Source organism: Intrasporangium sp. Soil_C_50 (assembly GCF_057656595.1).
Genome location: NZ_JBDGKB010000020.1, coordinates 21,146 through 46,771, shown reverse-complemented (window position 1 = coordinate 46,771; position 25,626 = coordinate 21,146). Strand labels below are relative to the sequence as shown.

The following is a 25,626-nucleotide window of genomic DNA, read 5'->3' as shown; positions in this document are numbered from 1 at the left end:
TCGCGAGCCGATCAGAGCGGCTTGCCGCCGCCGTAGGGCGGCAGGGCCGGTGACGGGCTCTTGATGCCGGCGCGGTCGAGGGCGCCCTTGACCTGCTCGCGGATCTCGCGCTGGATGGCGAACTGCTCGTTGGCCACGGTCTTGGCCAGGACCCGGATCGTGATGACGCCGGCCGACATCGACTCGACGCCGACGACGTTCGGCTCCTCGAGCAGGATGTCCCGCCACCGCTCGTCGTCGTCCATGACCGAGACGACCTCGCGGATGACGCCGATGGCCTTCTCGACGTCCTGGTCGTAGGCGATGGGGATGTCGACCATGGCGGTCGACCAGCCCTGCGTCTTGTTGCCGATGCGGATGATCTCGCCGTTGCGGACGTACCAGGTCATGCCCTGCGCATCGCGCAGCTGGGTGATCCGCAGCGACACGTTCTCCACCGTGCCGACGGCCTCGCCCGTGTCGACGACGTCGCCGACGCCGTACTGGTCCTCGATGATCATGAAGACGCCGGACAGGAAGTCCTTGACGAGGCTCTGGGCGCCGAAGGCGAGCGCGACGCCGCCGACACCGGCCGAGGTGAGCAGCGGCGCCAGCGGGATGCCGACGAGAGACAGCACGGTCAGTCCCGTCAGGCCGAAGACGACGAACGTCGTGATGCTCTTGAGCAGGGCTCCCATCGTCTGGGTGCGCTGCACGTGGCGGACGTTCGCGGCACCCAGTGAGCTGGGGGTGCGTCGGTTGTTGCCGAGGAGGCCGGCGAGCCGCTCGGCCCGCTTGGACGCGGCCGTCGCGACGACCCGGTTGATGAGGCGGTGCACGAGCCATCGCACGACGATCCCGAGGGCGATCGTCAGGATGATGAGCAGGGGAGTGCCGACGAGCCAGTCGCCGACCTCCGACCAGGTGAGCTGGGGCATCGAGAGCTCCAACGCTCCCTCCGTTCCGGGCAGGTGTGGTGTCGCCGTGGATGGCGGGGTCAGGGTCGTGAGTGCGTCAGTCACAGGCTCTCGGTCGGTGCTTTCGGGGGCAGGTGGAGGGATGCTGCGGCAACGCCGGAGCGTCGTCTCGATGGTCGCAGACGGCGGGGCCGGGCGACCGGGCGGGGGAAGCGGGAGAGCGCCCGACCGGCCCCCGGGAGGGGCCGGACGGGCGCTCGGGCGCTCGGGCGCCGGGCGCGTCAGGCCCGGCGGTCCGCCTCCTGCGCGCGCAGGGCGCGGGCGATCGTGTCGCGGTTCTCGGCGACGGTGCGCACGAGGCCGGCCTGGGCGTCGGGGTGGGCGTTCAGCCAGGCGTCCGAGGCCTCGAGCAGCTCGGTGTTGGCGATCGCGAACGGGTAGAACCCGCCGACGACGCGCTCGCCGATGGCGACGCTGCGCGCGGCCCACGCGTCGACGAGCATCTCGTGGTACTTCGCGACGTACGGCTCGAGCAGCGACAGGTCGGTGCTCCGACGGAAGCCCGCGGACACGGCCTCGACCATCTGGTTGGACAGGACGTTCTGCTCGACGGCCTTGGCCCACGCGTCGGCCTTGGCCTCGGCGGTCGGGCGCGAGGCCAGTGCCTCGGCGTGCCGCTCCTTGCCGGTGGCCGTCGGGTCGCGGTCCAGCTCGGCCTCGAGCTCGGCGTCGGTGACGACGCCGAGGGCGGCCAGGGCACGGGTGAACGTCCAGCGCAGCTCGGTGTCGACCGTCAGGCCCGACAGCGACTCCTCGCCGGCGAGCAGCGCCCGGAAGCGGTCGGCGTCGGAGGCGTCGGCCGTCGTGTTGGCCCACCCCTCGACGAGCTGGAACTGCGCGTCGCTGCCCGGCTCGGCCGACTCGGCCAGGGCCCGCAGCGAGCTGCTGAGCAGCGCCGAGGTGTCGGCCCGGTGCTCCGGCGCGACGTAGAGGCGCGCGGACTGGACGATCTGGCCGAGCAGGACGCGCAGCAGCGTCGAGTCGCTCTCGCCCGGGAGGGTCTCGAGGACGAAGCGCACGAAGTCGCGCGCCGACATCTCGGCGTCGCGCGTCATGTCCCACGTCGCGCCGAGCACGAGCGAGCGGGGGAGGGAGTCCTGGAAGCCGCGCGGGTGCGCCAGCGCCGTGGCGAGCGAGCGCTCGTCGAGGCGGATCTTGGCGTAGGCGAGGTCGTCGTCGTTGAGCAGCAGCAGGTCCGGCTGCGCGGCCCCGACGAGCTCGGCGATGTCCGTGCGCTCACCGGCGACGTCGACCTCGTGGTAGGCCGTGCGGACGAGGTCGTCGCCCTGCACCGAGTACAGGCCGATCCCGAGGCGGTGCGGCCGCAGCGTCGGGTACTCGTCGGCGGCGGTCTGCTCGACGGCGAAGCGCGTGTAGCGGCCGTCGGCGTCGACGTCGAACGACGGGCGCAGCGTGTTGACGCCGGCCGTCTCGAGCCACAGCTTGCTCCACTCGGTCAGCTCGCGACCCGACGCGGTCTCGAGCTCGCCGAGGAGGTCCGAGAGGGTCGTGTTGCCCCACGCGTGCTTGCGGAAGTACTCGCGCAGCGCGGCGACGAACGGCTCGCGGCCGACGTAGGCGACGAGCTGCTTGAGAACGGAGGCGCCCTTGGCGTAGGTGATGCCGTCGAAGTTCACCTCGACGTCCTCGAGGTGGCGCATGTCGGCAGCGATGGGGTGGGTCGAGGAGAGCTGGTCCTGCGTGTACGCCCAGGCCTTCTCGGCCGTGCCGAACGTCGTCCAGGCGCTGCTCCACTCGGTGGCCTCCGCCTGGCACGTCGTCGAGGCCCACTCGGCGAACGACTCGTTGAGCCAGAGGTCGTCCCACCACTTCATCGTCACGAGGTTGCCGAACCACATGTGGGCCAGCTCGTGCAGGATCGTCAGGGCGCGGCGCTCGATCTTGGCCTCGCTCACCTTGGAGCGGAAGACGTAGACCTCGGTGAACGTCACCGCCCCGGCGTTCTCCATCGCGCCCATGTTGTACTCGGGCGTGAAGACCTGGTCGTACTTCTCGAACGGGTAGGCCTGGTCGAACTCCGACTCGAAGAACGCGAACCCCTTCTTCGTGCAGTCGAAGATGTTGTCGGCGTCCAGGTGCTGCGTCAGCGACTTGCGGCAGAACACGCCGAGGGGCACGGTGCCGCGTCGGGTCTGCACCTCGTCCCGGACCTCGTCGTACGGGCCGGCGATGAGCGCGGTGATGTACGAGGAGATGCGCGGGGTCGGTGCGAAGGACCACGTGGCCTTCTCGACGCCGTCGGCGACACCTGCCGGCTCGGGCTGCGGCGTCGGGGAGTTCGAGATGATCTTCCAGTGCGCGGGCGCCGTGACGGTGAACGCGAAGGCGGCCTTGAGGTCGGGCTGCTCGAAGACCGCGTACATGCGGCGCGAGTCGGGCACCTCGAACTGGGTGTAGAGGTACACCTCGTTGTCGACCGGGTCGACGAACCGGTGCAGGCCCTCACCGGTGTTCGTGTACCGGCCCGTGGCCTCGATGGTCAGCTCGTTGTCGGCGGCGAGGCCGGGCAGCGCGACGCGCGAGTCGGCGAAGAGGGCCGCCGCGTCGAGGTCGGCGCCGTTGAGGGTGACGCGCTCGACCGAGTCCGCGATGAGGTCGATGAACGTGTCGGTGCCGGGCTCGGAGCAGGCGAACCGTGCCGTCGTGACCGTGCGGAACGTCTCGGGGCCAGTGGTGAGGTCGAGACGGACGTCGTAGCTGTCGACCCGCAGGACCGCGGCCCGGGCCGCCGCCTCCTCGCGGGTCAGGTTCTTGCCGGGCACGAAGGGACCTCCTGGGGACGGAAAGTGCGTGGCGTGCGACGCAGGCGGGACCGGTCGGACGGCCTCGTCGCCCGGACATCCTCGCACGGGACCACCCCCGCACCGCCACTGCGATACGGCTCGTCGAGGGCCGGTGCAGGCGTTCTCGGGCGGGTGCGAGGATGTCCACCATGACGGCGGCGACCCCTGCACCCCTCCCCTCGACGACCCGGCCGGACGCCGACGGCGGCGGGGACCAGGCGGTCGAGATGTGGTTCGACCCGATCTGCCCGTGGGCGTGGATGACGTCGCGCTGGCTCATGGAGGTCGAGCGCCTGCGCGACCTCCGGGTGACCTGGTCGGTCATGAGCCTCGCCGTCCTCAACGAGCACCGCCACGACCTCGACGCCGCCTACCGGGCGCGCATGGACGAGGCCTGGGGCCCCGTTCGCGTCATCATCGCCGCCGCCGAGGCGCACGGCGACCGCGTCATCAAGCCGCTCTACGACGCGATGGGCACCCGCATCCACCTGCGGAAGATGAGCGACTTCGACGCCGTCATCCGCGAGTCCCTCGACGAGGTCGGCCTGCCTGCGGCGCTCGCCAAGGAGGCCCACCACAAGAAGTTCGACGCCGCGCTGCACCGCAGCCACAAGCGCGGCATCAGCCTCGTCGGCACCGAGGTCGGCACCCCGATCATCTCGGTCGCGGGCGTCGCCTTCTTCGGGCCCGTCGTCACGCCGGCCCCCAAGGGCGAGGACGCGCTCCGCCTGTGGGACGGCTGCGTGCTCGTCGCCTCGACGCCCGGCTTCTTCGAGCTGAAGCGCACCCGTACGCTCGGCCCGATCCTCGACTGACCGGTTCCGACACGCCCACCCCGGCACACCCACCCCGACAGACCCCGACGCACCCAAGGACGGACATGCGCATCCACATCGGCGGCGACCACGCGGCCTTCGACCTGCACCAGGCCCTCCTGACCCACCTGCGCGAGGCCGGCCACGACGTGGTCGACCACGGCCCGTTCTCCTTCGACGCCCTGGACGACTACCCGGTCTTCGTCCTGCGGGCCGCGGAGGCCGTTGCCGCCGAGGCGGGCTCGCTCGGCGTCGTCCTCGGCGGCTCGGGCAACGGCGAGCAGATCGCGGCGAACAAGGTGAGTGGGATCCGGGCGGCGCTCGCCTACTCGACGGAGATCGCGAGCCTGGCCCGCGAGCACAACGACGCGCAGGTCGTGTCCATCGGTGCGCGGTTCACACCGGTGCCGGACGCCATTGCCATCGTCGACACCTTCATCGGGACGAACTTCTCAGATGGGGAGCGCCACGCCCGTCGTCTAGGTATGGTTTCCGCGTACGAGAACACGGGGGACTTGCCGGCGCTGCCGGACTCGGACGCGTCCTGACTGGGCGCCCGGGCCGGCTCCCCTCCAGCCCAGCAAGGGAGGCACGTGGCGACCAACGAGAGCATCGTCTCTCGCCGTTCGGGCTACGCTGCCGGACCCCTCCGACGCCTGAGCCATCTCGGCCCGTGGCTGTCGCGCGCGCCCTGGGTCGTCGTCGGCCTCTTCCTGACGCTGGGCATCATCGGAACGGCGGCCATCTACCAGTGGCCGCTGGCCGTGCCGTGGAGCATCTACTGCTTCCTCGTCGTCGCCGCGGGCCTCTTCCTCGAGCCGCGGTTCCTCCTCGTCGTCTTCATCTGGCTCTTCCTGGCCATGTCGATCCTCGGGGTGTACCTGAGCGAGATCAAGGGCTCCCCGACCGGATCCCAGATCGTCACCGTCGCCACGATGCTGCTCATGCTGTGGCTCTCGCACGCCCGCGCCCAGGTCGGCGTCGTCGGGGTCAGCGGCGAGTCGATGCTCGTCGACATGCGCGACCGGCTGCGGGCCCAGGGCGAGCTGCCCGAGCTGCCGCCGACGTGGCAGGCCGAGGTGGCCCTCGAGTCCGCCTACGGTGACGGCTTCGCCGGTGACTTCGTCGTCGCGAGCCGGTCCACCGACGGACGCACGCTCGAGGTCGCGCTCGTCGACGTGTCCGGAAAGGGCCGCGAGGCCGGCACCCGCTCGCTGCTGCTGTCCGGGGCCTTGGGAGGCCTGCTCGGTGAGACGGAGGAGGACGGGTTCCTCCACTCGGCGAACAACCACCTGCTCCGGCTGCGCTGGGCCGAGGGTTTCGCCACCGCGGTCCACGTCGCCGTCGACCTCGAGAGCGGCAACTTCACCATCGGCTACGCCGGTCACCCCGCCGCCGCGCAGTTCGCGGCCGGCTCGGGCCGTTGGCGGATGCTGACCGGTGGACGCGGCCCGCTCCTCGGTGTCATCGAGGAGGCGCGCTACCCGCGCGAGAGCGGCACGATGCGCCGGGGCGACGCCCTCGTCCTCTACAGCGACGGTGTCATCGAGGCTCGCGACAAGGCGCTCGTCGACGGCATCGACCGGATGCTCGGCCGGGCCGAGTCGTTCATCCGCACCGGGTTCGAGGGCCTGGCCCAGCGCCTCTGCGACCAGGCCGCCGCGGGCCTGGGCGACGACCGCGCCGTCGTCACCATCTGGCGCACCTGACGCGTCCGGCGGGCGGTGCCACCCCGTCCGCGCGGGTCGGCGGGTTCGGGCGTGGGGCAGCGCCCTCACTACGATGCCCGCGTGGACGAGCAGCCCGACGACCAGACCCCCGCCGACGCGGCCGACGCGTCGGTGCCCGCCGCGCGCCGCAAGGCGCACGACGTGCCCGACCTGCCCGAGGGCGTCAGCCCGGCCCGCGTGCGCAGCTTCGTGCGCCGTGGGCGTCTGTCGACGCTGACGCTCGAGCGGATGGAGACGCTGGCCCCCGCGCGGGCACTGCCACCCGGCCCGTTCGACCCCACCGTCGCGTTCGGACGCCTCGCCCCCGTCGTCCTCGAGATCGGGTGCGGCCACGGGCACGCCGCCATCGCCTACGCCGCCACGCACCCCGAGCACGACCTGCTCGCGATGGACGTGCACACCCCCGGCATCGCCCGCATGCTCGCCGACGCCGAGACGGCCGGCGTGCCCAACCTCCGCGTCGAGGTCGGCGACGCGGTCGTCTTCCTCGAGGAGCGCGTCAGTGACGCCGTCCTCGATGCCGTCCACCTCTTCTTTCCCGACCCGTGGCGCAAGACGAAGCACACCAAGCGGCGCTTCGTCAGCCCGACCAACCTCGACCTGCTCGCCCGCGTCCTCAGGCCCGGTGGCCACGTCCTCGTCGCCACCGACCAGGACTTCTACGCCGAGCACGTGCTCGAGGAGGTCGCAAACCACCCGCGCTTCACCGCCCGACGCGTCGAGCGCCCCGCGTGGCGACCCGGCGACGGGTTCGAGGCCAAGGGCCTGCGCGCCGGCCGCACGATCAACGAGCTGCGCCTCGACCTGCTCCCGCTGGCTTCCGCCTGAGCCGGGTCGGTGCTTGCGCACCTGCTCGAGGCCCGCTGTGGGCTCAGGGCCGGCTCGGGTGGCTTCGGTCCTGCCAGCACGAGTCTCGATGAGGACGGGGGCAACAGGACGCCGGCCTCTCCGCCGCGGCTCGTTCCTCGCCGCGGCGGTTCGGCCTCCCGGCATCCTCGTGCCCCGACGAGCGAAAGGCCCGGCTGAACGCGACGGAGTCGCTTCAGCCGGGCCTTTCGTGATGTCGGGGCAACAGGATTTGAACCTGCGACCTTCCGCTCCCAAAGCGGACGCGCTACCAAGCTGCGCCATGCCCCGTTCGCGCCCGCGGACGCGACGAACCCGCTGGCAACGGGTCGAATTCGGCGGACGGGGCGCGAACCAGTAGGCTAGCGCCTCGGATCGCAGGCATCGACCAGCGCTCCTGCGGGCGTAGCTCAATGGTAGAGCCTCAGTCTTCCAAACTGATTACGCGAGTTCGATTCTCGTCGCCCGCTCCAGAAAGCCAGTGGCACCGCCCCGGGCGCGACTCCTACGGTTGACGCGTGTTCCGCCCCGACCTCCAGGACGCCCTCCGCGACCGCGACGCCGTCCTGCGTGCCTTCCTCGCACCCGACGGCTCGTTGACCGCCATCCCGACGAAGATCCGCAAGCGACTCGTCGTGCTCGACCTGCTCGCCCAGCAGTTCGAGCCCGGTCGCCGTTACGAGGAGACCGAGGTCAACAACACGCTCCGGGCCTACCACCCCGACGTCGCGGCCCTGCGCCGCTACCTCGTCGAGGAGGGCTTCCTCGACCGGGCCGAGGGCTACTACTGGCGCAGCGGCGGCACCGTCACCGCGTGACGCGTCGGCAGTGGCGCGTCGGTGACGACGCGTTCGGCGGGCTCAGTCGGCGCGGAAGCCGAGCGCCTCGGACAGGTAGGACTCCGCACCGCCGGCCTCGAGACCCACCTCGACGGCAGCTGCCGTGCGCGGCGACGGCCACGCGTGCAGCCAGAAGAGCGCGAGCCCGCCCGGCAGGGCGATGAGCAGCGTCAGCCACGTGTGCGGCGTGAAGACGAACGACACGGCGAAGGCCACGAGCACCGGCGCCTCGGCGAACGCGGTGCGCAGGATCGTCGTCGAGGTGAAGTAGCGCAGGCTCGTCGCCTCGGCGTTCTCGCGCGGCAGCCCCAGGGGGAGCGCCGGCACGGTGTAGCCGAACCGCCGCACGAGCACGGCCGACCCGACGAGCGCGACGAGCACGATCGCGACGGCGGGCCACGACGGCATCGGGGCGTCCGGGTCGACGGCGATGCGCACCGCCGAGAACATCAGCGCTCCGATGCCGACCATGCCCGAGACCATCTGGACCGTCCGCAGCGTCCCGAGGGCGCTGGACGGCACCCGGTTCGTCGGGTCCGACGGGCTGGGCGACGGGGCCGGCGACTCGCTCATGGGCCCCGAGCATAGGCGAGCGCGGGAGGGCTGCCGTCGGCGCATTTAGCCATCCGTCGTGCGGCCTATAGCATGGTGCGTCGGTTCCCTGTCCAGCGTCGGCGCCACCGTCGAAACACGCGCCGACCCCCCAACCGCCCAAGATGGAGTACCCCGCAGTGAAGAGTGCCCTCGAGACCCTCAGCCCGACCCGGGTCAAGATGACCGTCGAGGTCCCGTTCGAGGAGCTCAAGCCGAGCCTCGATGCGGCCATCCAGCACATCGGCGAGCACATCCAGGTCCCCGGCTTCCGCAAGGGCAAGGTCCCAGCGCGCATCATCGAGCAGCGCGTCGGCCGTGCGGCCGTCCTCGAGGAGGCCGTCAACAACGCCCTCCCGACCTTCTACGGCCAGGCCCTCGAGGCCAACGAGGTCCGCCCGCTCGGCCAGCCCGAGATCACCGACCTCAAGGTGCCGGCCAAGGACGGCGAGGACTTCAGCTTCACCGCCGAGGTCGACAAGCGCCCCGAGATCGACCTGCCCGACTTCTCGGACATCGAGCTGACCGTCGACGAGGCCACCGTCTCCGACGACGAGGTCACCAAGCGCCTCGACGACCTCCGGGCCCGCTTCGGCACCCTCAAGGGCGTCGAGCGCGCCGTCCAGGACGGCGACTTCGTCTCCATCGACCTGTCCGCCGAGATCGGCGGCGAGGAGATCGACGCGGTCAAGGGCGTCTCCTACGAGGTCGGCAGCAAGAACATGCTCGACGGCCTCGACGAGGCCCTCGTCGGCATGAGCGCCGACGAGACCAAGACCTTCACCGCCCCGCTCGCCGGTGGCGACCAGGAGGGCCAGGACGCCGAGTGCACCGTCACCGTCACGGCCGTCAAGGAGCGCGAGCTGCCCGAGCTCGACGACGAGTTCGCCCAGCTGGCCTCGGAGTTCGACACGCTCGACGACCTCAAGGCCGACCTCGCCCAGAAGGCCGAGATCGACGCGAAGTTCGCCCAGGGCGTCGCCGCCCGCGACCAGCTCCTCGACGCGCTGCTCGAGAAGGTCGAGGTCCCGGTGCCCGAGGGTGTCGTCGAGGCCGAGGTGCACAGCCACCTCGAGGGTGAGGGTCGTCTCGAGGACGACGAGCACCGCGCCGAGGTCGACGAGAGCACCCGCAAGGGCCTGCGCACCCAGCTGCTCCTCGACGCGATCGCCGAGAAGGAGGAGGTCCAGGTCCAGCAGCAGGAGCTCATCGAGTTCCTCGTCATGAGCTCGCAGCAGTACGGCATGGACCCCAATGCCTTCGCCCAGCAGATCGACAAGGACGGTCAGATCCCCGCCATGGTCTCCGAGGTCGCGCGCCGCAAGGCGCTCGCCACGGTCCTCGAGAAGGTCTCCGTCAAGGACACCGCCGGCAACACGGTCGACCTCAACGAGGCCGTCCCGGGCTCCGAGGGTGACGAGGACGAGGCGCCCGTCGCCGAGGCCACCGAGGCCACCGAGGCCACCGAGGCCACCGAGGCCACCGAGGCCACCGAGGCCACCGAGGCCACCGAGGAGAAGGCCGACGCCTGACGCGTCCCCTTCCTCGTAGACGAACGGCCGGTCCTGTACGGGGCCGGCCGTTCTGCGTGCCCGGGTCGAGGCCGCGCACGCCGGGACAGTCTGGGTACGTGACGACCATGAGCACCCACGACGAGTTCGCACCTGGCCTGACCGACACCGACATCAACAGCGAGCGCCCCGACGGATCCGGCGGCGAGGGCACGTCCGCGACGACCTCCGCCACGACGAGTGGTGCCTCCGACGGCAGCCCGGCCGACGCGTCGGGCGCGGCGACCCACGAGGACGTGGAGCGCGGCAACGCCGACGGCAGCACCCCGAGCGCCGAGCCGCGCGAGGGTGCGCTCGGGGCTGCCCAGGACGCGACGGACCAGCAGGCCGAGCAGTGGGCCGACCAGGCGAGCGCCGCGGGGGAGTCCGGGCAGGACAACGGCCTGAACGAGTGACGCGTCGGCGCGCGTCGACACGCGTCGACGACCTGAGCGCCTCCGGCTTGCGCCGGGGGCGCTCAGGTTTGTGCGCTCACGGCGAACAGGAGCCGAATCGGGAAATCTGGTCCGGGGGCCGCGCGTTAGGGTCAGTGACGAGCCGGCCGGTGACCGGACCGAGACCCCGACGACCGGGGCCGAGGGCGGCACCGCGACCGGACAACTTCGACGATGGAGACATGGTGAACTCGGACATCTCCGCCAACGGCAACGGCCAGCCGGGTGGTCTCGACGACCACATCTACAACCGTCTGCTCAAGGAGCGGATCATCTTCCTCGGGTCCGACGTGCGCGACGACAACGCGAACGCCATCGCCGCGCAGCTGCTGCTGCTGTCGGCCGAGGACCCCGAGAAGGACATCTGGCTCTACATCAACAGCCCCGGTGGTTCGATCTCGGCCGGCATGGCCATCTTCGACACGATGAACTGGATCCCCAACGACGTCGCGACCGTCGCCATGGGCATGGCCGCCTCGATGGGCCAGTTCCTCCTGTCGGCCGGCACGAAGGGCAAGCGCTACGCCACGCCGCACGCGCGCGTCATGATGCACCAGCCCTCGGGCGGCATCGGCGGCACGGCCACGGACATCAAGATCCAGGCCGAGCAGATGCTCTACGTCAAGAAGCAGATGGCGCAGCTCATCGCCGAGCACACGGGGCAGACCGTCGACCAGATCGAGAAGGATTCCGACCGCGACCGCTGGTTCAGCGCGGAGGAGGCCAAGGAGTACGGCTTCGTCGACCACGTCTTCAGCCGCTCCGACCAGGCCGTCGAGGGGCGCGGCGTCGGTTCGGCCGACGCCAAGCCGGACGCCAACTGACCACGGCTGCAAGGACTTTGGAGAACACCATGATGATCGAACCCACGAACCGTCTCGCCGTGGCGCAGCCCTCGAGCCGCTACATCCTGCCGCAGTTCGAGGAGCGCACGTCCTACGGGATGAAGCGTTCCGACCCCTACAACAAGCTCTTCGAGGACCGCATCATCTTCCTCGGCGTGCAGGTCGACGACGCGTCGGCCGACGACATCATCGCCCAGCTGCTCGTTCTCGAGTCGCTGGACCCCGACCGCGACATCCTCATGTACATCAACAGCCCCGGTGGCTCGTTCACGGCGATGACCGCGATCTACGACACGATGCAGTTCGTCCGACCCGACATCCAGACGTTCTGCATCGGGCAGGCGGCCTCGGCCGCGGCCGTGCTCCTCGGCGCCGGCGCGCCGGGCAAGCGGTTCGCCCTGCCGAACTCGCGCATCCTCATCCACCAGCCGGCCCTCTCGGGCGGCGACTACGGCCAGGCCTCGGACATCGAGATCCAGGCGAACGAGGTGCTGCGCATGCGCACCTGGCTCGAGGACACCATGGCCCACCACACCGGCCGCACGTCCGACCAGGTCCGCCAGGACATCGAGCGCGACAAGATCCTCGGGGCGGCCGACGCCAAGGAGTACGGCCTCATCGACGAGGTGCTCGCCTCCCGCAAGGCCTCTCTGGAGGTCTGACACCCGAATCGAAAGAGCAGTCCGTCCCGCCGCCGCGCCCCGCGCAGGGGTGCCCAAGGGACGGACTGCTCTTTCGATTTCGGGTACCTGCTTGGATGGGTGGCGTCCGGGTGGTGCGCCGATCGGAGGAGCGGACATGGCGAGTGCGGAGTTCGAGCAGGCGGTCGAGGCGGTCAAGGGCCTGACGACCGACCCCGGCAACGACGTCAAGCTGAAGCTCTACGGACTGTTCAAGCAGGTCACCGAGGGCGACGTGAGCGGCTCGCGCCCCGGGATGATGAACCCGGTCGGCCGGGCCAAGTACGACGCGTGGGCGAAGCTGTCGGGCACCGCCCCGGAGGCCGCCGAGGAGCAGTACGTCGCGATCGTCCGCGACCTCACCTCCGCCTGACGCGTCCCAACCCATCCAGCGCGACAAGCGACCACGAGGCGCGTTGTCGCGTCCGCCCGGCGTCCGCCGGCGCAACACGGGGCCACATGGCGCGTTGTTGTGGCCGTTCCGCTCCGGTGAACGCAACAAGCGACCACGTGGCGCCGTTCAGGCGGGGATGGCGACGTCCTCCGGCAGGCTCGGGAAGTGCAGCCGCCACGCGTCGGACAGGCATGGCACGCACATGCCCTGGTCGCGCATCGCCGTGGTGACCCGGCTCAGGGTGCGCGCCGGCGTCCGGTAGACGTCCTTCGACCGCACGACGACCAGGCGCCACTTGTCGCCGTCCATCCACTCGCGGCGGTCGACGTCGCTGTCCCACTGCTCGTCGGACTCGGCGTGCTGCCGGCCGTCGTACTCGATGACGAGCCGCGCGTGCGGGAACGAGAGGTCGAAGCGGAAGCGGACCCTGCCGTCTGGCCAGCGGATGCGATGGTTGACCACGGGCTCCGGAAGGCCGGCCAGCACCATGAGCATCCGCACGCGGCTCTCCATCGGCGAGTCGACCTCGCCGCGCACGAGCGTCGCGGCGCGTCGTGCCAGCCGTCGGGCCTTGCCCCGGTAGGCAGCCGCCGCCTCGACCAGCTGCGCGGGGTTGACGACGCCGGCCTTGACGAGCGAGTCGCCGGCGACGACGAGGTCGACGAGTCCGAGCTCGTCGCTGAGGTCGAGGAACGTCGAGGCGGGCGTCGTCACGCGGATCCCGCGGGCCGTCGTGCCCCGCTGTCCCGGCTTGGGCCGGTGCGTCTTGAGACCGGCACCCCGCAGACGGGTGCGATCGGTCACGTGGACCAGGCCGTCGTCGGGGACCACGGCGCCCCAGACCCGGGCGGCCGTGTGGTGCGAGGCCACGGCGTCCGGGCCGGCGGCGAGGAGCCCGGCACGCGCAGCGACGAGCGGCGTGACCGGCACCGGGGCCGCGACGTAGACGCCCCGGAGCAGCCTGCGGTAGCGACCGGAGCGCAGGTCCCAGGCGCTGACGCCCGGGGGCGGGACGACGTGGCGTCGCCCGGTCGCCGGGTCGGTGGTGGTCGTGACCTTGAAGGGCCCTCGAGGTGGCGGAGGTGCGCCGGACATGGCCCGATGCTCCCGCAGGGGAGACGTCTGCCGAGCGCCTCATCCACACCCCTCGTCAGGTGGCCACATGGTCGCTTGTCGCGGCCGGCGGCCGTGGCCGGCCACATCACGAAGCCAGGTGGCGGCTTGTCGCGGCTGGTCGATCGCGTCCGGCGCGGCATGGCGCCATGTGGTCCCTTGTTGCGTTGTCAGGGCAGCGAGGCGGGGTCAGCGCACCGACCGGGCCCGCAACGATCGGGCCACGGCTGGAGTCTGGTGGGCATGGGAGAGCCGCGCACCTGCCACGCTCAGGCCATGACAGGGGTGTCACTGGGGCGGCGACGCCGCACGGTCGGGTTCCGCGCGCTTGCCGTCGTGGCGCTCGCGGCCGCGACGCTGCTCGGCGTGAGCGTGGGCGCGCCCGTCCCCGGGGCCGCGGCGTCCTGTGGCATGCCGGTGGCGGGCGAGGTGGTCGGGTGGGCCGACGTCGTCGTCGCGGGACGGATCACCGAGGTCGACGACCCCGGCGCCTCGTACAGCCCGCACCCGGTGTCGTGGACCGTCGAGGTGGCCACGGTCCACAAGGGGCAGGCGCCTCGCGTGCTCCACGTCGCCTCCGACAGCGACGCCATGCCGGCCCCGGGCGTGTACGTGCTGCCACTGGTCGTCCAGGACGGGAGGCTCGTCGGCGACGGCTGCGCGCTGAGCGGTACCGGGCCGGGCCTCGACTCCGACCTCGCACGCGGGATCCTCGCCGCGGCCGGCCCGGGGCACGCGCCCTCCGACGGCGAGGCGGCCACCGCGCTGCCCGGATACGCGCCGATCGACCTCGGCTCGGGGTGGAGTCCGGCTGGCGTCGGGTTCGCCCTGATGGGCGCCGCGCTGGCCCTCGCGCTGCTCGCGGTGGCCGTCGCCGGGCTGCGCCGGGCGCGCGTCGAAGCCCGTGCCCGACGCGTCGCGATGGGCCGCTCGACCCGCTGACCTGCGTCGATTCGGCTGGAACACCGTTCAACTGACACCGGCGTCGTTTGTCAGCCATCAGCGGACAAACGGCGTTGCGCGAGCGAGGGCGCCCCCCGCCGTCGTCTAATAGAGGCGACCCCGCGGGCAGTGGGGACGCTCGGGCGCATCCGGCACCCGGGGTCGAGCGACCAGGAGCGAATCGGTGGCACGCATCGGAGAAGGCGGGGACCTGCTCAAGTGCTCGTTCTGCGGAAAGAGCCAGAAGCAGGTCAAGAAGCTCATCGCCGGGCCCGGGGTGTACATCTGCGACGAGTGCATCGACCTCTGCAACGAGATCATCGAGGAGGAGCTCGCCGAGAACAGCGAGCTGGGCCTCGACCACCTGCCCAAGCCACGCGAGATCTTCGACTTCCTGCAGAACTACGTCGTCGGCCAGGACACCGCGAAGAAGGCCCTCGCCGTCGCGGTCTACAACCACTACAAGCGCATCCAGGCCGGTGAGGGCCCCAAGCGCGACGACGAGCACGTCGACATCGCCAAGAGCAACATCCTGCTCATCGGCCCGACCGGCTCCGGCAAGACGTACCTGGCCCAGACGCTCGCGAAGATGCTCAACGTGCCCTTCGCCATCGCCGACGCCACGGCCCTGACCGAGGCCGGCTACGTCGGCGAGGACGTCGAGAACATCCTCCTCAAGCTCATCCAGGCCGCGGACTACGACGTCAAGAAGGCCGAGACCGGCATCATCTACATCGACGAGGTCGACAAGATCGCCCGCAAGAGCGAGAACCCGTCGATCACCCGCGACGTCTCCGGCGAGGGCGTGCAGCAGGCGCTCCTGAAGATCCTCGAGGGCACGACGGCGTCGGTGCCCCCGCAGGGCGGGCGCAAGCACCCGCACCAGGAGTTCATCCAGATCGACACGACGAACGTCCTGTTCATCGTCGGCGGCGCCTTCGCCGGCCTCGAGAAGATCATCGAGTCTCGCGTCGGGCGCAAGGGCCTCGGCTTCGGGGCCGCCCTGCACAGCCCCAAGGACCTCGGCGACAGCTTCCAGGACGTCATGCCCGAGGACCTGCTCAAGTTCGGCCTGATCCCCGAGTTCATCGGACGCCTGCCCGTCCTGACGACTCTCGCGCCGCTCGACCGCCAAGCCCTCGTCAACATCCTCACGGCGCCGCGCAACGCGCTCGTCAAGCAGTACCAGAAGATGTTCGAGATCGACGGCGTCGAGCTCGAGTTCAGCGAGGAGGCCCTCGAGGCCGTCGCCGACCAGGCCCTGCTGCGCGGCACCGGTGCCCGCGGCCTGCGCGCCATCATGGAGGAGGTCCTGCTCCCCGTGATGTTCGACGTGCCGAGCGACGACGGCATCGCCCGCGTCGTCGTGAGCCGCGAGGTCGTCCTCGACAACGTCAACCCGACGATCGTCCGGCGGGAGGCCGAGCCGCGGGCCAAGCGTCCGCGCAAGGAGTCCGCCTGACGCCGGTGCGGATCGTCACCGGATCCGACCCGTCCTGACGGGAGGCTGAGCCGTGGTCCTACCGTTCCGCCTGCAGGCCGGCGACCCCGTGCCGGTGCAGCAGACGTCGACGACGTGCGGGTCGGCCTCGCTCACGGTGGCCCGGATGCTCGTCAACCCGGCCTTCGCGCAGTGGATCCGCCTCGGTGTCCCGCGCGATCCGGCCGCCGCGATGGACACGGGCACGGAGACCGCGCGGTTCGCGGCCTACGAGCAGGTCGTCGCCCGGCGCACCGGCGGCTGGTTCGGTGGGGGAGGACGGCCGCAGCTGCCGTGGCCCCGCGCGCTCGGCACCTCGCCGTGGGGGGCCCGCAACGAGCTGCGCTTCGGCGCCGGCGCCCCCGGGACGCGGTGGCACACCTCGTGGTTCCGGCTCGGCTCGACCGAGCGGCTCGGCCGCGCGTACGACGACCTCGTGGCCTCGGTGCGGCCGGGCCGTCCGGGCGTCCTCTACATCGGCAGTCCCAGGCTCCCGCGGCATGTCGTGCTGGTGCTGCCGCCCACGGGCGGCGACGGCCTCGACGTGTACGAGCCGTCCATCGGACGCGTCGTCGGGCTGTCGCGCGACGCTTTCGTGACGCGTCGGCTGCGCCTCGCCGGCTGGGACGTGCCCTGGGCCGCCGTCCACGACGTGCCCTGACCGACGCGCCCTGGCCGACGCGCTCGGGGTGGTCAGTCGCGCTCGGCCGGCGGCTCGGTGCGCAGGAGCAGGACGGCCGCGGCGAGGCCGGCCAGACCGATGACGAGGGCGGCCGGTCCGGCCACGCTCCCGCGGCCGACGAGCAGACCTGCCAGCACTCCCACGGGCAGCGCTGCCGCCGCCGCGATCCCGGTCGAACGCGCCCAGCGGAGCAGCTCGCGCCCGGCCAGCTGTGTCGCAGGCGGGACCGACGCCCCGAGCGCCGCCGCGGCGTGGCCGACGGCGACCCCGGCCGCGGCCGGCAGGCTCCACCACGAGAACGAGCCCTCCGGTGTCAGGGTGAACCAGCCGAAGAGCATGAGCCCCCAGTAGGCGAGCGGCAGTGCCGACCCGGTCCACGAAAGGGTGAACAGCGGGACGGCCGCGAGCACCCAGTAGAGGCCGCCGAAGCCACCCGACGCGCGGGACAGGCACACGAGGTAGACGAGTGCGCCGAGGGCGTGGGTGACGGCGAGGCCGAGCTGGCTCGTGGACCACTCCGGTCCGCCGAGAAGCAGCGTCCAGCGCGAGTGCCGCGTCCTCCTGCTGGTCACCTCGTCACCGCCTCGCCAGCCGTGGTGCACGGGCGCGACGCGCGATGTCGCGCAGCACCTGGTCGAGGGATCCCGGCCCGCGCCAGGCCACGACCGGCACGCCGCGCCCCCGCAACCCCTGAACCTGGGCCTCCCTCTGCAGCAGCCGGATCCGCCAGGCGAGCGATACGTAGGGGTTGGTCGACGGGTCGGTCAGGTGCTCGGGGAAGGTGTCGACGACGACGACCGTCATCCCCCTCGAGGCGAGGGTGTGCGCCAGCATCACCATGGTCGGGTCGACGAGGGGTGACAGCACGAGGCACAGGGCGTTCGCGTCGACGCCGCGGATCGCTGCCTCGCCGGTGTCGCGCCGCTCGGTGGCCGGCGAGATCGAGGCGAGCGTCTCGAGGACGCGACGCAGGTGGTTGACACCCGAGCCGACGCCGAGCGTCGGCACCTTGGCCGCCCCGACGGTCCGCAGGGTCAACCGGTCGTTGCCGGACAGGAAGTGCTCGCTCATGGCGCCGGCGGCCCGGACCGTGACGTCGAGGCTCGTCGGGCGCCCGTCGATGCCCTCGCGCGGACCGAGGTCGCTGAAGGCGTCGACGAGCAGGAACACGTGCGCGTCCTCGTCGGTGTAGGTCGAGGTGACGTGGAGCGTGCCGGTGCGCATCGAGACAGGCCAGTGGATGCGACGGAGCCGGTCGCCGGGGTGGAAGCGGCGGATGGTGTTGAACTCGCTGCCGGAGCCGGGTCGGTTCGAGCGGTTGAGCCCCACGACGCCGCGCGGGTGCGGGGTCGGGGCGCTCGCGTCGAAGAGGGCGGGGAGCGGCAGGGTGCCGATCTCGAGGTCGGGGATGTCGGTCGGGCCGATCCGGAAGGCGGCCCACGGGCTCGACAGCACGACGCTGACGGTGCCGATGCGTCGCCGCCCCCACCGTGTCGACCGGATCGCGACGGTGGCCCGGCCGTCGTCGAGCGGCACGATGCCTGACGACGGCTTGCGCTCGACCCACGGCACGCTGGCCAGCATCGCCACACCGTGCGCGTCGTGCAGCGCCGGTTCGGTGCTGACGAGGACGTTGGTCGCCTCGCCCTCGCGCAGCGTCGACGCCTGGAGGTGGGCCGAGGCAACGACCTCCCCGCGCGGGCGCGCCAGGTGGCCCCACACCGCGGCGACGGCGAACGGCGTCGCGAGGACGAGCAGGTCGGCATGCCGGCTCAGGACACCCACGACGGCGAACGCCGACGCGAGGACGATGGCGCGCTGGTGGGCCGCCGTCGGCGCCCACGACCCGAGGGAGCGCTCGTGGGCGACCTCGCCCGCCGTGCCGGCGGTCCGGCCGCCGGTCATTGCGGCCGGTGTGCGTCGTGGGGGAGGGCGCTCTCACGGGCCGAGGGCGTCGGGACGGTGCGCAGCAGCCCACCGACGACCGCGGCCCCGCTCACGTTGCTCATCCACAGCTCCGGCTTGACGGTGACGCGGTGGGCGAGCACCGGGACGGCGACCGCCTTGACGTCCTCCGGCGTCACGTAGTCGCGCCCGTTGATGACCGCGTAGGCGCGCGAGCACAGCATCAGGCCGAGCGAGCCGCGAGGGGAGGCGCCCATGAGGACGTCGCCGTGCGTGCGCGTCGCCGCCGTGACGGCGACGCAGTACCGGCCCACCGACTCCTCGACGACCGTCGCCTCGACGGCGGCCTGCATCGCGAGCAGCTCGCCGGCACCGACGACGGCGGGCAGCTGCTGCTCCTCCTGCTGGCGTGCCATCCGTCTCGCGAGCACCTGCCATTCCTCCTCGAGGCTCGGGTAGCCGAACGACACCCGCATGAGGAAGCGGTCCAGCTGGGCCTCGGGCAGCGGGTAGGTGCCTTCGTACTCGACCGGGTTGGCCGTCGCGAGCACGTGGAAGGGCCGGGGGAGGCCGAAGGTGCGTCCCTCGACCGTCACCTGCTTCTCCTGCATCGCCTCGAGGAGCGCGGCCTGGGTCTTCGGTGGCGTGCGGTTGATCTCGTCGGCGAGCAGCAACCCGGTGAAGAGGGGGCCGGGTCGGAAGACGAACTCCCTCTCGCGCTGGTCGAACACGAACGAGCCGGTGATGTCGCCCGGGAGCAGGTCGGGCGTGAACTGGGCGCGCTTGAACTCCAGGCCGAGCGTCTGGGCGAAGCTGCGGGCCGCGAGCGTCTTGCCGAGGCCGGGGAAGTCCTCCATGAGCACGTGGCCACCGGCGAGGATGCCCGCGAGCACGAGCGTCAGCGACTCGCGCTTGCCGACCACGGCGCGGTCGACCTCGTCGAGGATGGCGGCGCTGAGCTCGCTGACGCGGGCCAGCTCCATCGGGGTCGTCGCTCCGGTCGTCGCTCTGGTGGTCGCTCCGGTGGTCGTCGGCGTCGGCTGTGAGTCCATCTCGGGCTCCCTCTCGGTCATGGGTTACCACTGCTCGATTCGTCGGAGGATCGGGTCCAGCGTGGCCGGACGGTAGAGGTCGGACGGGGGCAGCGCGACGAGGAGCTGCCACAGCTCCGGCGGCGTGACGCCCTCGGACCACCGCGGCTCGTCCTCGACGACGAGCCCGTGGCGGACGAAGAGTCGTTCGCGGATGAGGTCCTGCAGCTGGACGTGCAGGTCGTGCACGAGCGCCTCACGCCCCTCGCCGTCGACGTCGGCCGCCTCGAGGCGCGCGGCGAGGTTGGTGACCCGGAAGTCGTTGCCGCGGCCACCGGAGCCGAGGTCGCCGTCGACGAGCGGCCACACGGTGCGCCCGAGCGAGCCGACGTGGTCGATGACGTGCCAGACGACGACGAAGCCGGCCACGAGGAGCGTGAGCAGGCGTGGCGCGTCGGGCGTCAGGCCGAGCAGTGCGGTGACGGCGACGAACCCGAGCCACGTCAGCAGCACCGCCGCGATGCGTCGTCGCCACGGGGCGAGCACCTCCCGCAGCCCGGCCACGTGATGCGAGGGCGCGCTCTGCGGCGCGGCGTGGCGTCCGCGACGCCCACGGTCAGCGGCCACCGTCGGCTCCCTCCGGCGCGGGGTCGGTCCCGGTCCCCGCGAGGCGCTCGAGGTCGGCAAGCAGCACCTCGAGGTCGGCGACGGCGCGGTCGCGGTGGGCCTCGCCGAGGTCGTGGACCGAGAAGCGGGCCTCGCGGTAGAGCGTGGCGAGGTCGCCGAGGCGGTCGCGGTCGACCGCCCACGTGCCGATGACGCGGGCGGTGTACTCGGTCGACGTCTCGGCCGGGTCACGCGGCAGGCCCGTGGCGGCAGCGGCCGTCTCCAGGCTCAGCCAGGCCGCGACGATGGCGTTGCGGGGTTCGCCGGTCAGCAGCAGGTCGATGCCGGCCCGGGCCCCGGCGAGCAGCTCCTCCGGCACGGCAGGAGCCTCGAACAGCGGCTCGTCGTGCCGGAGCAGCTTCGGGCGCCGGAGCACGGCGATGACGACCTGGGCGAGCACCGCGAGCACGCCGATGGCGACGAGGGCGATCACGACCTGGACGAGCAGGCCCCAGAGCGGGGAGGGCGTGCTCGGGGTGATGGCCTTGAACGACGTGACGGGCGAGGGCGGCGGCGTCGAGGGCTGGATCGTCGTCGTCGGCACCGCCGAGAACGACACGGTGGTGGCGGGGCGCGACAGGACCGGGACCGAGGGGCCGGTGGCGGCCACGACGAGCGCCACGGCGACGACGACCCCGGCCACGGCAGCGGCGACCGTCCCCCGTCTTGACATGCCGGTCACGATATTCCGCGCGGGTCGACGCGTCCGGGTGACTCCGCCGATCGTTGCCGTCCTGACACGTTGCTCGTGCCAGGGGCGCCACGGGTGCCACGACGACGGTGGGCGCCCCCGGCCGGGGACCGCCCACGCGTCAGGTCGGGATGGTCAGGCCCGCGCGCGGTCCTTCTCGACGGGCACGAGGTCGGCGTCGCGGACCTCGATGCCGTCGCCCTCGGCGTAGGCGAGGTCGGTGACGCGCCCGCTGGCCCGGAGGTCGCCCTCGGCCGCGCGGACCCGCTCGAGCTCCTCGGGCAGGCCGACGAGCGTCATGGTGCGGATCTCGGCGCGCATCCCGAGCTTGGCCTCGGACTTCACCTTGCGGACCGACGCCAGGGCCTCGCCGACGGTCACGAGCACGGCGGCGTCGCCACCTGCGGGCAGCGCTTCACGGGTGGGCCAGGTCTGGCGGTGCAGCGAGCCCTTGCCGAACCAGGACCACACCTCCTCGGTGGCGTAGGGGATGAACGGTGCGAGCAGGCGCAGCAGCGTGTCGAGCGCGAGCCGCAGCGCCGCGCGTGCGGAGGCCGCCTCGGCGTCGCCCTGGCCGCCGTAGGCGCGGTCCTTGACGAGCTCGAGGTAGTCGTCGCAGAACGTCCAGAAGAACGTCTCGGTGACCTCGAGGGAGCGGGTGTAGTCCCAGGCCTCGAACCCGTGCGTCGCCTTGTCGACGACGTCACCGAGCGCCGCGAGCATCGACAGGTCGAGGGGGTTGGTCACGGCCGTGCGCAGGTCCCCGGAGACGTCACCGAAGCCGAGGGCGAACTTGCTCGCGTTGAGCACCTTGATCGCGAGGCGACGGCCGACCTTCATCTGGCCGGTGTCGTAGGCCGCGTCGGTGCCGAGGCGCCCCGACGCCGCCCAGTAGCGCACGGCGTCGGCGCCGTGGGCCATGACGACGTCCTCGGGCGTCTCGGCGTTGCCCTTCGACTTGCTCATCTTCTTGCGGTCGGGGTCGAGGATCCAGCCGCTGATCGCCGCGTTGCGCCACGGCACCGTGCCGTGCTCGAAGTGGGCGCGCGTCACCGTGGCGAAGAGCCAGGTGCGGATGATGTCGTGGGCCTGCGGGCGCATGTCCATCGGGAAGATGGCCTCGAACAGCTCGGCGTCCGAGCCCGGGCCCTCGCCGCCGCGCACCGGCCAGCCGGCCGCGATCTGCGGTGAGAGCGAGGACGTCGCCCACGTGTCCATGATGTCGGGGTCGGCGACGAAGCCGCCCGGCACGCCGCGCTGGGCCTCGTCGTAGCCCTCGGGCACGTCGATCTGCGGGTCGACGGGCAGCGCCGACTCGGGCGCCACGATCGGGTGGTCGTGGTCGGTCTCGCCCTCGGCCGTGACCGGGTACCAGACCGGGAACGGCACGCCGAAGAACCGCTGGCGGCTGATCAGCCAGTCGCCGTTGAGGCCCTCGACCCAGTTCTTGTAGCGCGAGCGCATGAACGCCGGGTGGAAGTCGACCTCGTCGCCGCGGGCCACCAGGGCCGCACGCAGGTCGGCCTCGCGACCGCCGTTGCGGATGTACCACTGGCGGGAGGTGACGATCTCGAGCGGCTTGTCGCCCTTCTCGTAGAAGTTCGCCTTGCGCTGGGTCTTCTGCGGCTCGCCGTCGAGGTCGCCCGACTCGCGCAGCGCGGCCACGACGGCCTCGCGCGCGCTGAACGTCGTCTTCGTCGCGAGGTGCTCGGCGTAGAGCGCCGCGCCAGGGCCACCGGCGAGCCACTCGGGCGTCTCGGCCTGGAGGCGTCCGTTGCGGGTGATGAGCGAGCGGATCGGCAGGCGCAGCTCGCGCCACCAGATGACGTCGGTGAGGTCGCCGAACGTGCAGCACATGGCGATGCCGGCACCCTTGTCCATCTCGGCCGCGTGGTGCGCGACCACCGGCACCTCGACGCCGAAGAGCGGCGAGGTGACCGTCGTGCCGAAGAGCGGCTGGTAGCGCTCGTCGTCGGGGTGGGCGATGAGGGCCACGACCGACGGGATGAGCTCGGGACGCGTCGTCTCGATGAAGACCGGCTCGCCGCCGTCGCGGTGGAAGGCGACGCGGTGGTAGGCGCCCGGGTAGTCGCGGGCCTCGAGCTCGGCCTGGGCCACGGCGGTCTGGAACGTCACGTCCCAGAGGCCGGGCGCCTCGCTCTGGTAGGCCTCGCCGCGCGCGAGGTTGCGCAGGAACGCCTGCTGGGCCACGGCGCGCGAGCGCTCGTCGATGGTGCGGTAGGAGATGTCCCAGTCGAGCGAGAAGCCGAGGCGGCGGAACAGCGACTCGAAGGTGACCTCGTCCTTGACGGTGAGGACGTCGCACAGCTCGATGAAGTTCTTGCGGCTGATCGGCTGCTGGTCGGCCGCCTTGATCGCCTTGCCCTTGGCGTCGACGCCCTCGCTGAACGGCGGCTCGTAGCCCTCGACGTAGGGGAGGGTCGCGTCACCGCGCACGCCGTAGTAGTTCTGCACGCGGCGCTCGGTGGGCAGGCCGTTGTCGTCCCACCCGATCGGGTAGAACACCTCGAGGCCCTGCATCCGCTTGTAGCGCGCCATGCAGTCGGTGTGGGTGTAGGAGAACACGTGCCCGACGTGGAGGCTGCCCGACGCCGTGGGCGGGGGCGTGTCGATGGCGAAGACCTGCTCGCGCGGTAGCTGCAGCGCACGGGTCCGGTCGAACGCGTAGGTCTGCTCGTCCTTCCATACCTGCATCCACTTCTCCTCGAGGCCGTCGAGCGTCGGGCGCTCGGGGATCCGCGAGGTCGTGGGTGCAGGTGCGTCAGTCATGCGCCCAATCCTTCCATGCGGCGCGGGATGCCCTCGACCGGCTTTCCCGGCGGCCGGGCGCGGCGCGTGAGCCCGCTCACGTGAGCCGGCGGATGTGCCCAAGCCGGGGGCGACAGGGCAGCATGTCCCCATGGAGCCGGTCTACTCGTCGGTCATCGGGTTCGCCCGAGGCGTCTTCGCCCTTCAGGGCCTGCACTTCACGATCCTCGGCGACGAGAACGTGCCCCGGGTCGGTGGTGCCGTCATGACGGTCAACCACACGGGCTACTTCGACTTCGCCTACGCGGGACTCGCGGCCCGCAGCTCGGACCGGCTCGTGCGGTTCATGGCCAAGGACGGCGTCTTCAGCCATCCGGTCAGCGGGCCACTCATGCGGGGCATGCACCACATCCCCGTCGACCGCACCGCCGGTGCCGCTTCGTACGGGGCCGCCGTCGAGGCGCTCCGCGCCGGTGAGATCGTCGGCGTCTTCCCGGAGGCGACGATCTCGCGCTCCTTCGAGCTCAAGGCCTTCAAGAACGGTGCGGCGCGGATGGCGGCCGAGGCCGGCGTACCGATCCTGCCGACGGTCATCTGGGGGTCGCAGCGGGTGTGGTCCAAGGGCCTGCCGCGTCGCCTCGGCCGCACCAACGTCCCGATCCTCATCAACGTCGGCGAGCCGATCCCGGTGCCGCCCGACGCCGACCCCGACGAGGTGACGGCCCGCTACAAGGCCGTCATGCAGGAGCTGCTCGACGTCGCCCGTGCCGCCTACGAGCCGCTGCGTGGCGCCGACCTGCGCTACCTGCCGGCGAGCCTCGGCGGCACCGCGCCGACGCTCGAGGAGGCCGACCGCCTCGACGCGCAGGAGGCGCAGGAGCGCCGCCGCCTGGCCGACGAGCGGCGCGGGTTCGGGTCCGGGGACTGACGCGTCAGCGGCGTCGGCGGCAGCAGGTGCGGAGGCGGGCGGATGGCGCCGGTAGCCTTCCGCGCATGGCTCGTCAGGCTCGTCAGCGCGTCCCCGAGGGTCCGCCCCCGGCCCCCGCCGTCCAGAAGCTCCGCATCCGCTACACCAAGCGCGGACGCCTCCGCTTCACCTCGAGCCGCGACTTCCAGCGAGCCCTGGAGCGGGCCCTGCGCCGCGCCGACGTGCCGATGGCCTTCTCGGCCGGCTTCCACCCGCACCCGAAGATCAGCTACGCGAACGCGGCGGCGACGGGCACGGCGTCCGAGGCGGAGTACGTCGAGATCGCCGTCACCTCCCGCGTCGACCCCGAGTCGGTGCGCCTCGCCCTCGACGAGGCCCTGCCGGACGGCATCGACATCGTCGAGGTCGTCGAGGCGGCCCCCGGCGCGCTGGCCGACCGCCTCGAGGCCAGCGACTGGCTCCTCGTCTACGAGGGGCTGCCTGTCGACGTGCTCGCCGACGCGGTCGAGGCCCTCCTCGCGCGGGAGATCGCCGAGGTGACGCGCGTGACGAAGTCGGGCCCACGGACCTTCGACGTGCGCGGGGCGATCGTCTCGGCTCGCACCGGGCACCCGGCCGACACGGCGGCGGACGTGGCCGCCTCGCTCGCGATCCCGGCCGACTGTGCGATACTGCGCATGGTCGTACGACACACCACACCTGCCGTACGCCCCGACGACATTCTGACCGCGCTGCGTGAGATCGCCGACCTGCAGCCTCCGCGTCCACCACTGGTGACGCGTCTGGCGCAGGGACCGCTCGACACCGCAACCGCGAGGGTGACCGACCCACTGACATGACCAACCGGCCATGACGGCGAACCGGCTGCCGACGAGAGCGTCGACGGCACGAGGGACCGGGGCCGCGCCCAGCGC

The 25,626-nt window shown here is 71.9% G+C and carries 25 protein-coding genes and 2 tRNA genes; 16 read left to right on the top strand and 11 right to left on the bottom strand.

Annotated features, from left to right (window positions below; genetic code table 11):
* Positions 1-11: 11 nt before the first annotated feature.
* Both AC3A5R_RS22445 and pepN read right to left on the bottom strand, forming a co-directional pair.
* On the bottom strand, positions 12-917 hold the full coding sequence (locus AC3A5R_RS22445) for a mechanosensitive ion channel family protein (protein ID WP_487622989.1): 906 nt from the start codon (positions 915-917) through the stop codon (positions 12-14).
* 260 nt (positions 918-1,177) lie between these two features.
* Complete coding sequence (gene pepN / locus AC3A5R_RS22440) at positions 1,178-3,739, bottom strand: aminopeptidase N (protein ID WP_487622988.1); 2,562 nt, start codon at positions 3,737-3,739, stop codon at positions 1,178-1,180.
* Between the two features lie 248 nt (positions 3,740-3,987).
* Here pepN and AC3A5R_RS22435 point away from each other — a divergent pair, with 248 nt between their 5' ends.
* The 4 genes from AC3A5R_RS22435 (at position 3,988) to trmB (ending at position 7,133) form a co-directional block, all read left to right on the top strand.
* Positions 3,988-4,575: a mycothiol-dependent nitroreductase Rv2466c family protein gene (locus tag AC3A5R_RS22435; protein ID WP_323099835.1), complete on the top strand. Its 588-nt coding sequence runs from the start codon at positions 3,988-3,990 to the stop codon at positions 4,573-4,575.
* Positions 4,576-4,640: 65 nt separating this feature from the next.
* Positions 4,641-5,123 carry a ribose-5-phosphate isomerase gene (locus AC3A5R_RS22430; protein WP_487622987.1) on the top strand — a complete coding sequence of 161 codons (483 nt, stop codon included), beginning with the start codon at positions 4,641-4,643 and terminating at the stop codon, positions 5,121-5,123.
* 45 nt (positions 5,124-5,168) lie between these two features.
* A complete protein-coding gene (locus AC3A5R_RS22425) occupies positions 5,169-6,284 on the top strand; it encodes a PP2C family protein-serine/threonine phosphatase (RefSeq protein WP_487622986.1) in 1,116 nt (371 codons plus the stop codon).
* An 81-nt stretch (positions 6,285-6,365) separates the two neighbouring features.
* Positions 6,366-7,133 (top strand): tRNA (guanosine(46)-N7)-methyltransferase TrmB, encoded by a 768-nt coding sequence (gene trmB, locus AC3A5R_RS22420; RefSeq protein ID WP_487622985.1) that lies wholly within the window; start codon positions 6,366-6,368, stop codon positions 7,131-7,133.
* 235 nt (positions 7,134-7,368) lie between these two features.
* Here trmB and AC3A5R_RS22415 read toward each other — a convergent pair.
* Positions 7,369-7,442: transfer RNA gene (locus tag AC3A5R_RS22415), tRNA-Pro, on the bottom strand.
* A gap of 108 nt (positions 7,443-7,550) precedes the next feature.
* On the opposite strand from AC3A5R_RS22415, the gene AC3A5R_RS22410 reads away from it, so the two are divergent.
* Together AC3A5R_RS22410 and AC3A5R_RS22405 are read left to right on the top strand one after the other, a co-directional pair.
* A tRNA-Gly gene (locus AC3A5R_RS22410) sits at positions 7,551-7,624 on the top strand.
* 45 nt (positions 7,625-7,669) lie between these two features.
* A complete protein-coding gene (locus AC3A5R_RS22405) occupies positions 7,670-7,969 on the top strand; it encodes a DUF2087 domain-containing protein (RefSeq protein ID WP_487622984.1) in 300 nt (99 codons plus the stop codon).
* Positions 7,970-8,011: 42 nt separating this feature from the next.
* On the opposite strand, the gene AC3A5R_RS22400 is transcribed toward AC3A5R_RS22405, so the two are convergent.
* Complete coding sequence (locus AC3A5R_RS22400; RefSeq protein WP_487622983.1) at positions 8,012-8,563, bottom strand: hypothetical protein; 552 nt, start codon at positions 8,561-8,563, stop codon at positions 8,012-8,014.
* A 158-nt stretch (positions 8,564-8,721) separates the two neighbouring features.
* Between AC3A5R_RS22400 and tig the strand changes: the two genes are divergently transcribed.
* The 5 genes from tig (at position 8,722) to AC3A5R_RS22375 (ending at position 12,484) form a co-directional block, all read left to right on the top strand.
* Positions 8,722-10,113 (top strand): trigger factor, encoded by a 1,392-nt coding sequence (gene tig / locus AC3A5R_RS22395; RefSeq protein WP_487623011.1) that lies wholly within the window; start codon positions 8,722-8,724, stop codon positions 10,111-10,113.
* A gap of 107 nt (positions 10,114-10,220) precedes the next feature.
* Positions 10,221-10,547 (top strand): hypothetical protein, encoded by a 327-nt coding sequence (locus AC3A5R_RS22390; RefSeq protein WP_487622982.1) that lies wholly within the window; start codon positions 10,221-10,223, stop codon positions 10,545-10,547.
* Between the two features lie 221 nt (positions 10,548-10,768).
* Positions 10,769-11,410, top strand: coding sequence for an ATP-dependent Clp protease proteolytic subunit (locus AC3A5R_RS22385; protein WP_076259080.1), 642 nt, complete (start codon positions 10,769-10,771; stop codon positions 11,408-11,410).
* Between the two features lie 29 nt (positions 11,411-11,439).
* On the top strand, positions 11,440-12,093 hold the full coding sequence (locus tag AC3A5R_RS22380; protein WP_076259078.1) for an ATP-dependent Clp protease proteolytic subunit: 654 nt from the start codon (positions 11,440-11,442) through the stop codon (positions 12,091-12,093).
* A gap of 136 nt (positions 12,094-12,229) precedes the next feature.
* Entirely contained in the window at positions 12,230-12,484 is a 255-nt protein-coding gene (locus AC3A5R_RS22375) for an acyl-CoA-binding protein (protein WP_487622981.1), read from the top strand.
* A gap of 147 nt (positions 12,485-12,631) precedes the next feature.
* Here the strand turns inward: AC3A5R_RS22375 and AC3A5R_RS22370 are convergent, their stop codons facing one another.
* Positions 12,632-13,600 carry a DUF559 domain-containing protein gene (locus tag AC3A5R_RS22370; RefSeq protein ID WP_487622980.1) on the bottom strand — a complete coding sequence of 323 codons (969 nt, stop codon included), beginning with the start codon at positions 13,598-13,600 and terminating at the stop codon, positions 12,632-12,634.
* Positions 13,601-13,894: 294 nt separating this feature from the next.
* On the opposite strand from AC3A5R_RS22370, the gene AC3A5R_RS22365 reads away from it, so the two are divergent.
* The 3 genes from AC3A5R_RS22365 (at position 13,895) to AC3A5R_RS22355 (ending at position 16,701) form a co-directional block, all read left to right on the top strand.
* Positions 13,895-14,560, top strand: coding sequence for a hypothetical protein (locus tag AC3A5R_RS22365; protein WP_487622979.1), 666 nt, complete (start codon positions 13,895-13,897; stop codon positions 14,558-14,560).
* A 184-nt stretch (positions 14,561-14,744) separates the two neighbouring features.
* Positions 14,745-16,022 carry an ATP-dependent Clp protease ATP-binding subunit ClpX gene (gene clpX / locus AC3A5R_RS22360; protein WP_487622978.1) on the top strand — a complete coding sequence of 426 codons (1,278 nt, stop codon included), beginning with the start codon at positions 14,745-14,747 and terminating at the stop codon, positions 16,020-16,022.
* Between the two features lie 52 nt (positions 16,023-16,074).
* Positions 16,075-16,701: a hypothetical protein gene (locus AC3A5R_RS22355; protein ID WP_487622977.1), complete on the top strand. Its 627-nt coding sequence runs from the start codon at positions 16,075-16,077 to the stop codon at positions 16,699-16,701.
* A 32-nt stretch (positions 16,702-16,733) separates the two neighbouring features.
* On the opposite strand, the gene AC3A5R_RS22350 is transcribed toward AC3A5R_RS22355, so the two are convergent.
* From AC3A5R_RS22350 to valS, 6 genes are all read right to left on the bottom strand, one after another.
* A complete protein-coding gene (locus AC3A5R_RS22350) occupies positions 16,734-17,294 on the bottom strand; it encodes a hypothetical protein (RefSeq protein WP_487622976.1) in 561 nt (186 codons plus the stop codon).
* Positions 17,295-17,298: 4 nt separating this feature from the next.
* Positions 17,299-18,627 (bottom strand): DUF58 domain-containing protein, encoded by a 1,329-nt coding sequence (locus AC3A5R_RS22345; RefSeq protein WP_487622975.1) that lies wholly within the window; start codon positions 18,625-18,627, stop codon positions 17,299-17,301.
* Entirely contained in the window at positions 18,624-19,610 is a 987-nt protein-coding gene (locus tag AC3A5R_RS22340) for an AAA family ATPase (protein WP_487623010.1), read from the bottom strand. The genes AC3A5R_RS22345 and AC3A5R_RS22340 overlap by 4 nt, the downstream gene beginning before the upstream one ends.
* Positions 19,611-19,703: 93 nt before the next feature.
* Positions 19,704-20,285 carry a hypothetical protein gene (locus AC3A5R_RS22335; protein ID WP_487622974.1) on the bottom strand — a complete coding sequence of 194 codons (582 nt, stop codon included), beginning with the start codon at positions 20,283-20,285 and terminating at the stop codon, positions 19,704-19,706.
* The gene (locus AC3A5R_RS22330) at positions 20,275-20,997 is read right to left on the bottom strand and encodes a DUF4129 domain-containing protein (RefSeq protein WP_487622973.1); all 723 of its coding nucleotides are present in this window, start codon (positions 20,995-20,997) and stop codon (positions 20,275-20,277) included. The genes AC3A5R_RS22335 and AC3A5R_RS22330 overlap by 11 nt, the downstream gene beginning before the upstream one ends.
* Positions 20,998-21,150: 153 nt before the next feature.
* Positions 21,151-23,805 carry a valine--tRNA ligase gene (gene valS, locus AC3A5R_RS22325; RefSeq protein WP_487622972.1) on the bottom strand — a complete coding sequence of 885 codons (2,655 nt, stop codon included), beginning with the start codon at positions 23,803-23,805 and terminating at the stop codon, positions 21,151-21,153.
* A gap of 130 nt (positions 23,806-23,935) precedes the next feature.
* On the opposite strand from valS, the gene AC3A5R_RS22320 reads away from it, so the two are divergent.
* Both AC3A5R_RS22320 and AC3A5R_RS22315 read left to right on the top strand, forming a co-directional pair.
* Entirely contained in the window at positions 23,936-24,712 is a 777-nt protein-coding gene (locus AC3A5R_RS22320; RefSeq protein WP_487622971.1) for a lysophospholipid acyltransferase family protein, read from the top strand.
* Between the two features lie 65 nt (positions 24,713-24,777).
* Entirely contained in the window at positions 24,778-25,551 is a 774-nt protein-coding gene (locus AC3A5R_RS22315) for a TIGR03936 family radical SAM-associated protein (RefSeq protein WP_487622970.1), read from the top strand.
* Positions 25,552-25,626: the final 75 nt, after the last annotated feature.

Bases quoted from the DNA above. Each gene is read 5' to 3' on its own strand.
- AC3A5R_RS22370 (WP_487622980.1), bottom strand. From the start codon at position 13,600: ATGTCCGGCGCACCTCCGCCACCTCGAGGGCCCTTCAAGGTCACGACC.
- AC3A5R_RS22320 (WP_487622971.1), top strand. From the start codon at position 23,936: ATGGAGCCGGTCTACTCGTCGGTCATCGGGTTCGCCCGAGGCGTCTTC.
- AC3A5R_RS22385 (WP_076259080.1), top strand. From the start codon at position 10,769: ATGGTGAACTCGGACATCTCCGCCAACGGCAACGGCCAGCCGGGTGGT.
- AC3A5R_RS22315 (WP_487622970.1), top strand. From the start codon at position 24,778: ATGGCTCGTCAGGCTCGTCAGCGCGTCCCCGAGGGTCCGCCCCCGGCC.
- AC3A5R_RS22430 (WP_487622987.1), top strand. From the start codon at position 4,641: ATGCGCATCCACATCGGCGGCGACCACGCGGCCTTCGACCTGCACCAG.
- AC3A5R_RS22340 (WP_487623010.1), bottom strand. From the start codon at position 19,610: ATGGAGCTGGCCCGCGTCAGCGAGCTCAGCGCCGCCATCCTCGACGAG.
- AC3A5R_RS22445 (WP_487622989.1), bottom strand. From the start codon at position 917: ATGCCCCAGCTCACCTGGTCGGAGGTCGGCGACTGGCTCGTCGGCACT.
- AC3A5R_RS22365 (WP_487622979.1), top strand. From the start codon at position 13,895: ATGACAGGGGTGTCACTGGGGCGGCGACGCCGCACGGTCGGGTTCCGC.
- AC3A5R_RS22400 (WP_487622983.1), bottom strand. From the start codon at position 8,563: ATGAGCGAGTCGCCGGCCCCGTCGCCCAGCCCGTCGGACCCGACGAAC.
- AC3A5R_RS22380 (WP_076259078.1), top strand. From the start codon at position 11,440: ATGATGATCGAACCCACGAACCGTCTCGCCGTGGCGCAGCCCTCGAGC.
- AC3A5R_RS22435 (WP_323099835.1), top strand. From the start codon at position 3,988: ATGTGGTTCGACCCGATCTGCCCGTGGGCGTGGATGACGTCGCGCTGG.
- AC3A5R_RS22330 (WP_487622973.1), bottom strand. From the start codon at position 20,997: ATGTCAAGACGGGGGACGGTCGCCGCTGCCGTGGCCGGGGTCGTCGTC.
- valS (WP_487622972.1), bottom strand. From the start codon at position 23,805: ATGACTGACGCACCTGCACCCACGACCTCGCGGATCCCCGAGCGCCCG.
- AC3A5R_RS22390 (WP_487622982.1), top strand. From the start codon at position 10,221: ATGAGCACCCACGACGAGTTCGCACCTGGCCTGACCGACACCGACATC.
- AC3A5R_RS22345 (WP_487622975.1), bottom strand. From the start codon at position 18,627: ATGACCGGCGGCCGGACCGCCGGCACGGCGGGCGAGGTCGCCCACGAG.
- AC3A5R_RS22375 (WP_487622981.1), top strand. From the start codon at position 12,230: ATGGCGAGTGCGGAGTTCGAGCAGGCGGTCGAGGCGGTCAAGGGCCTG.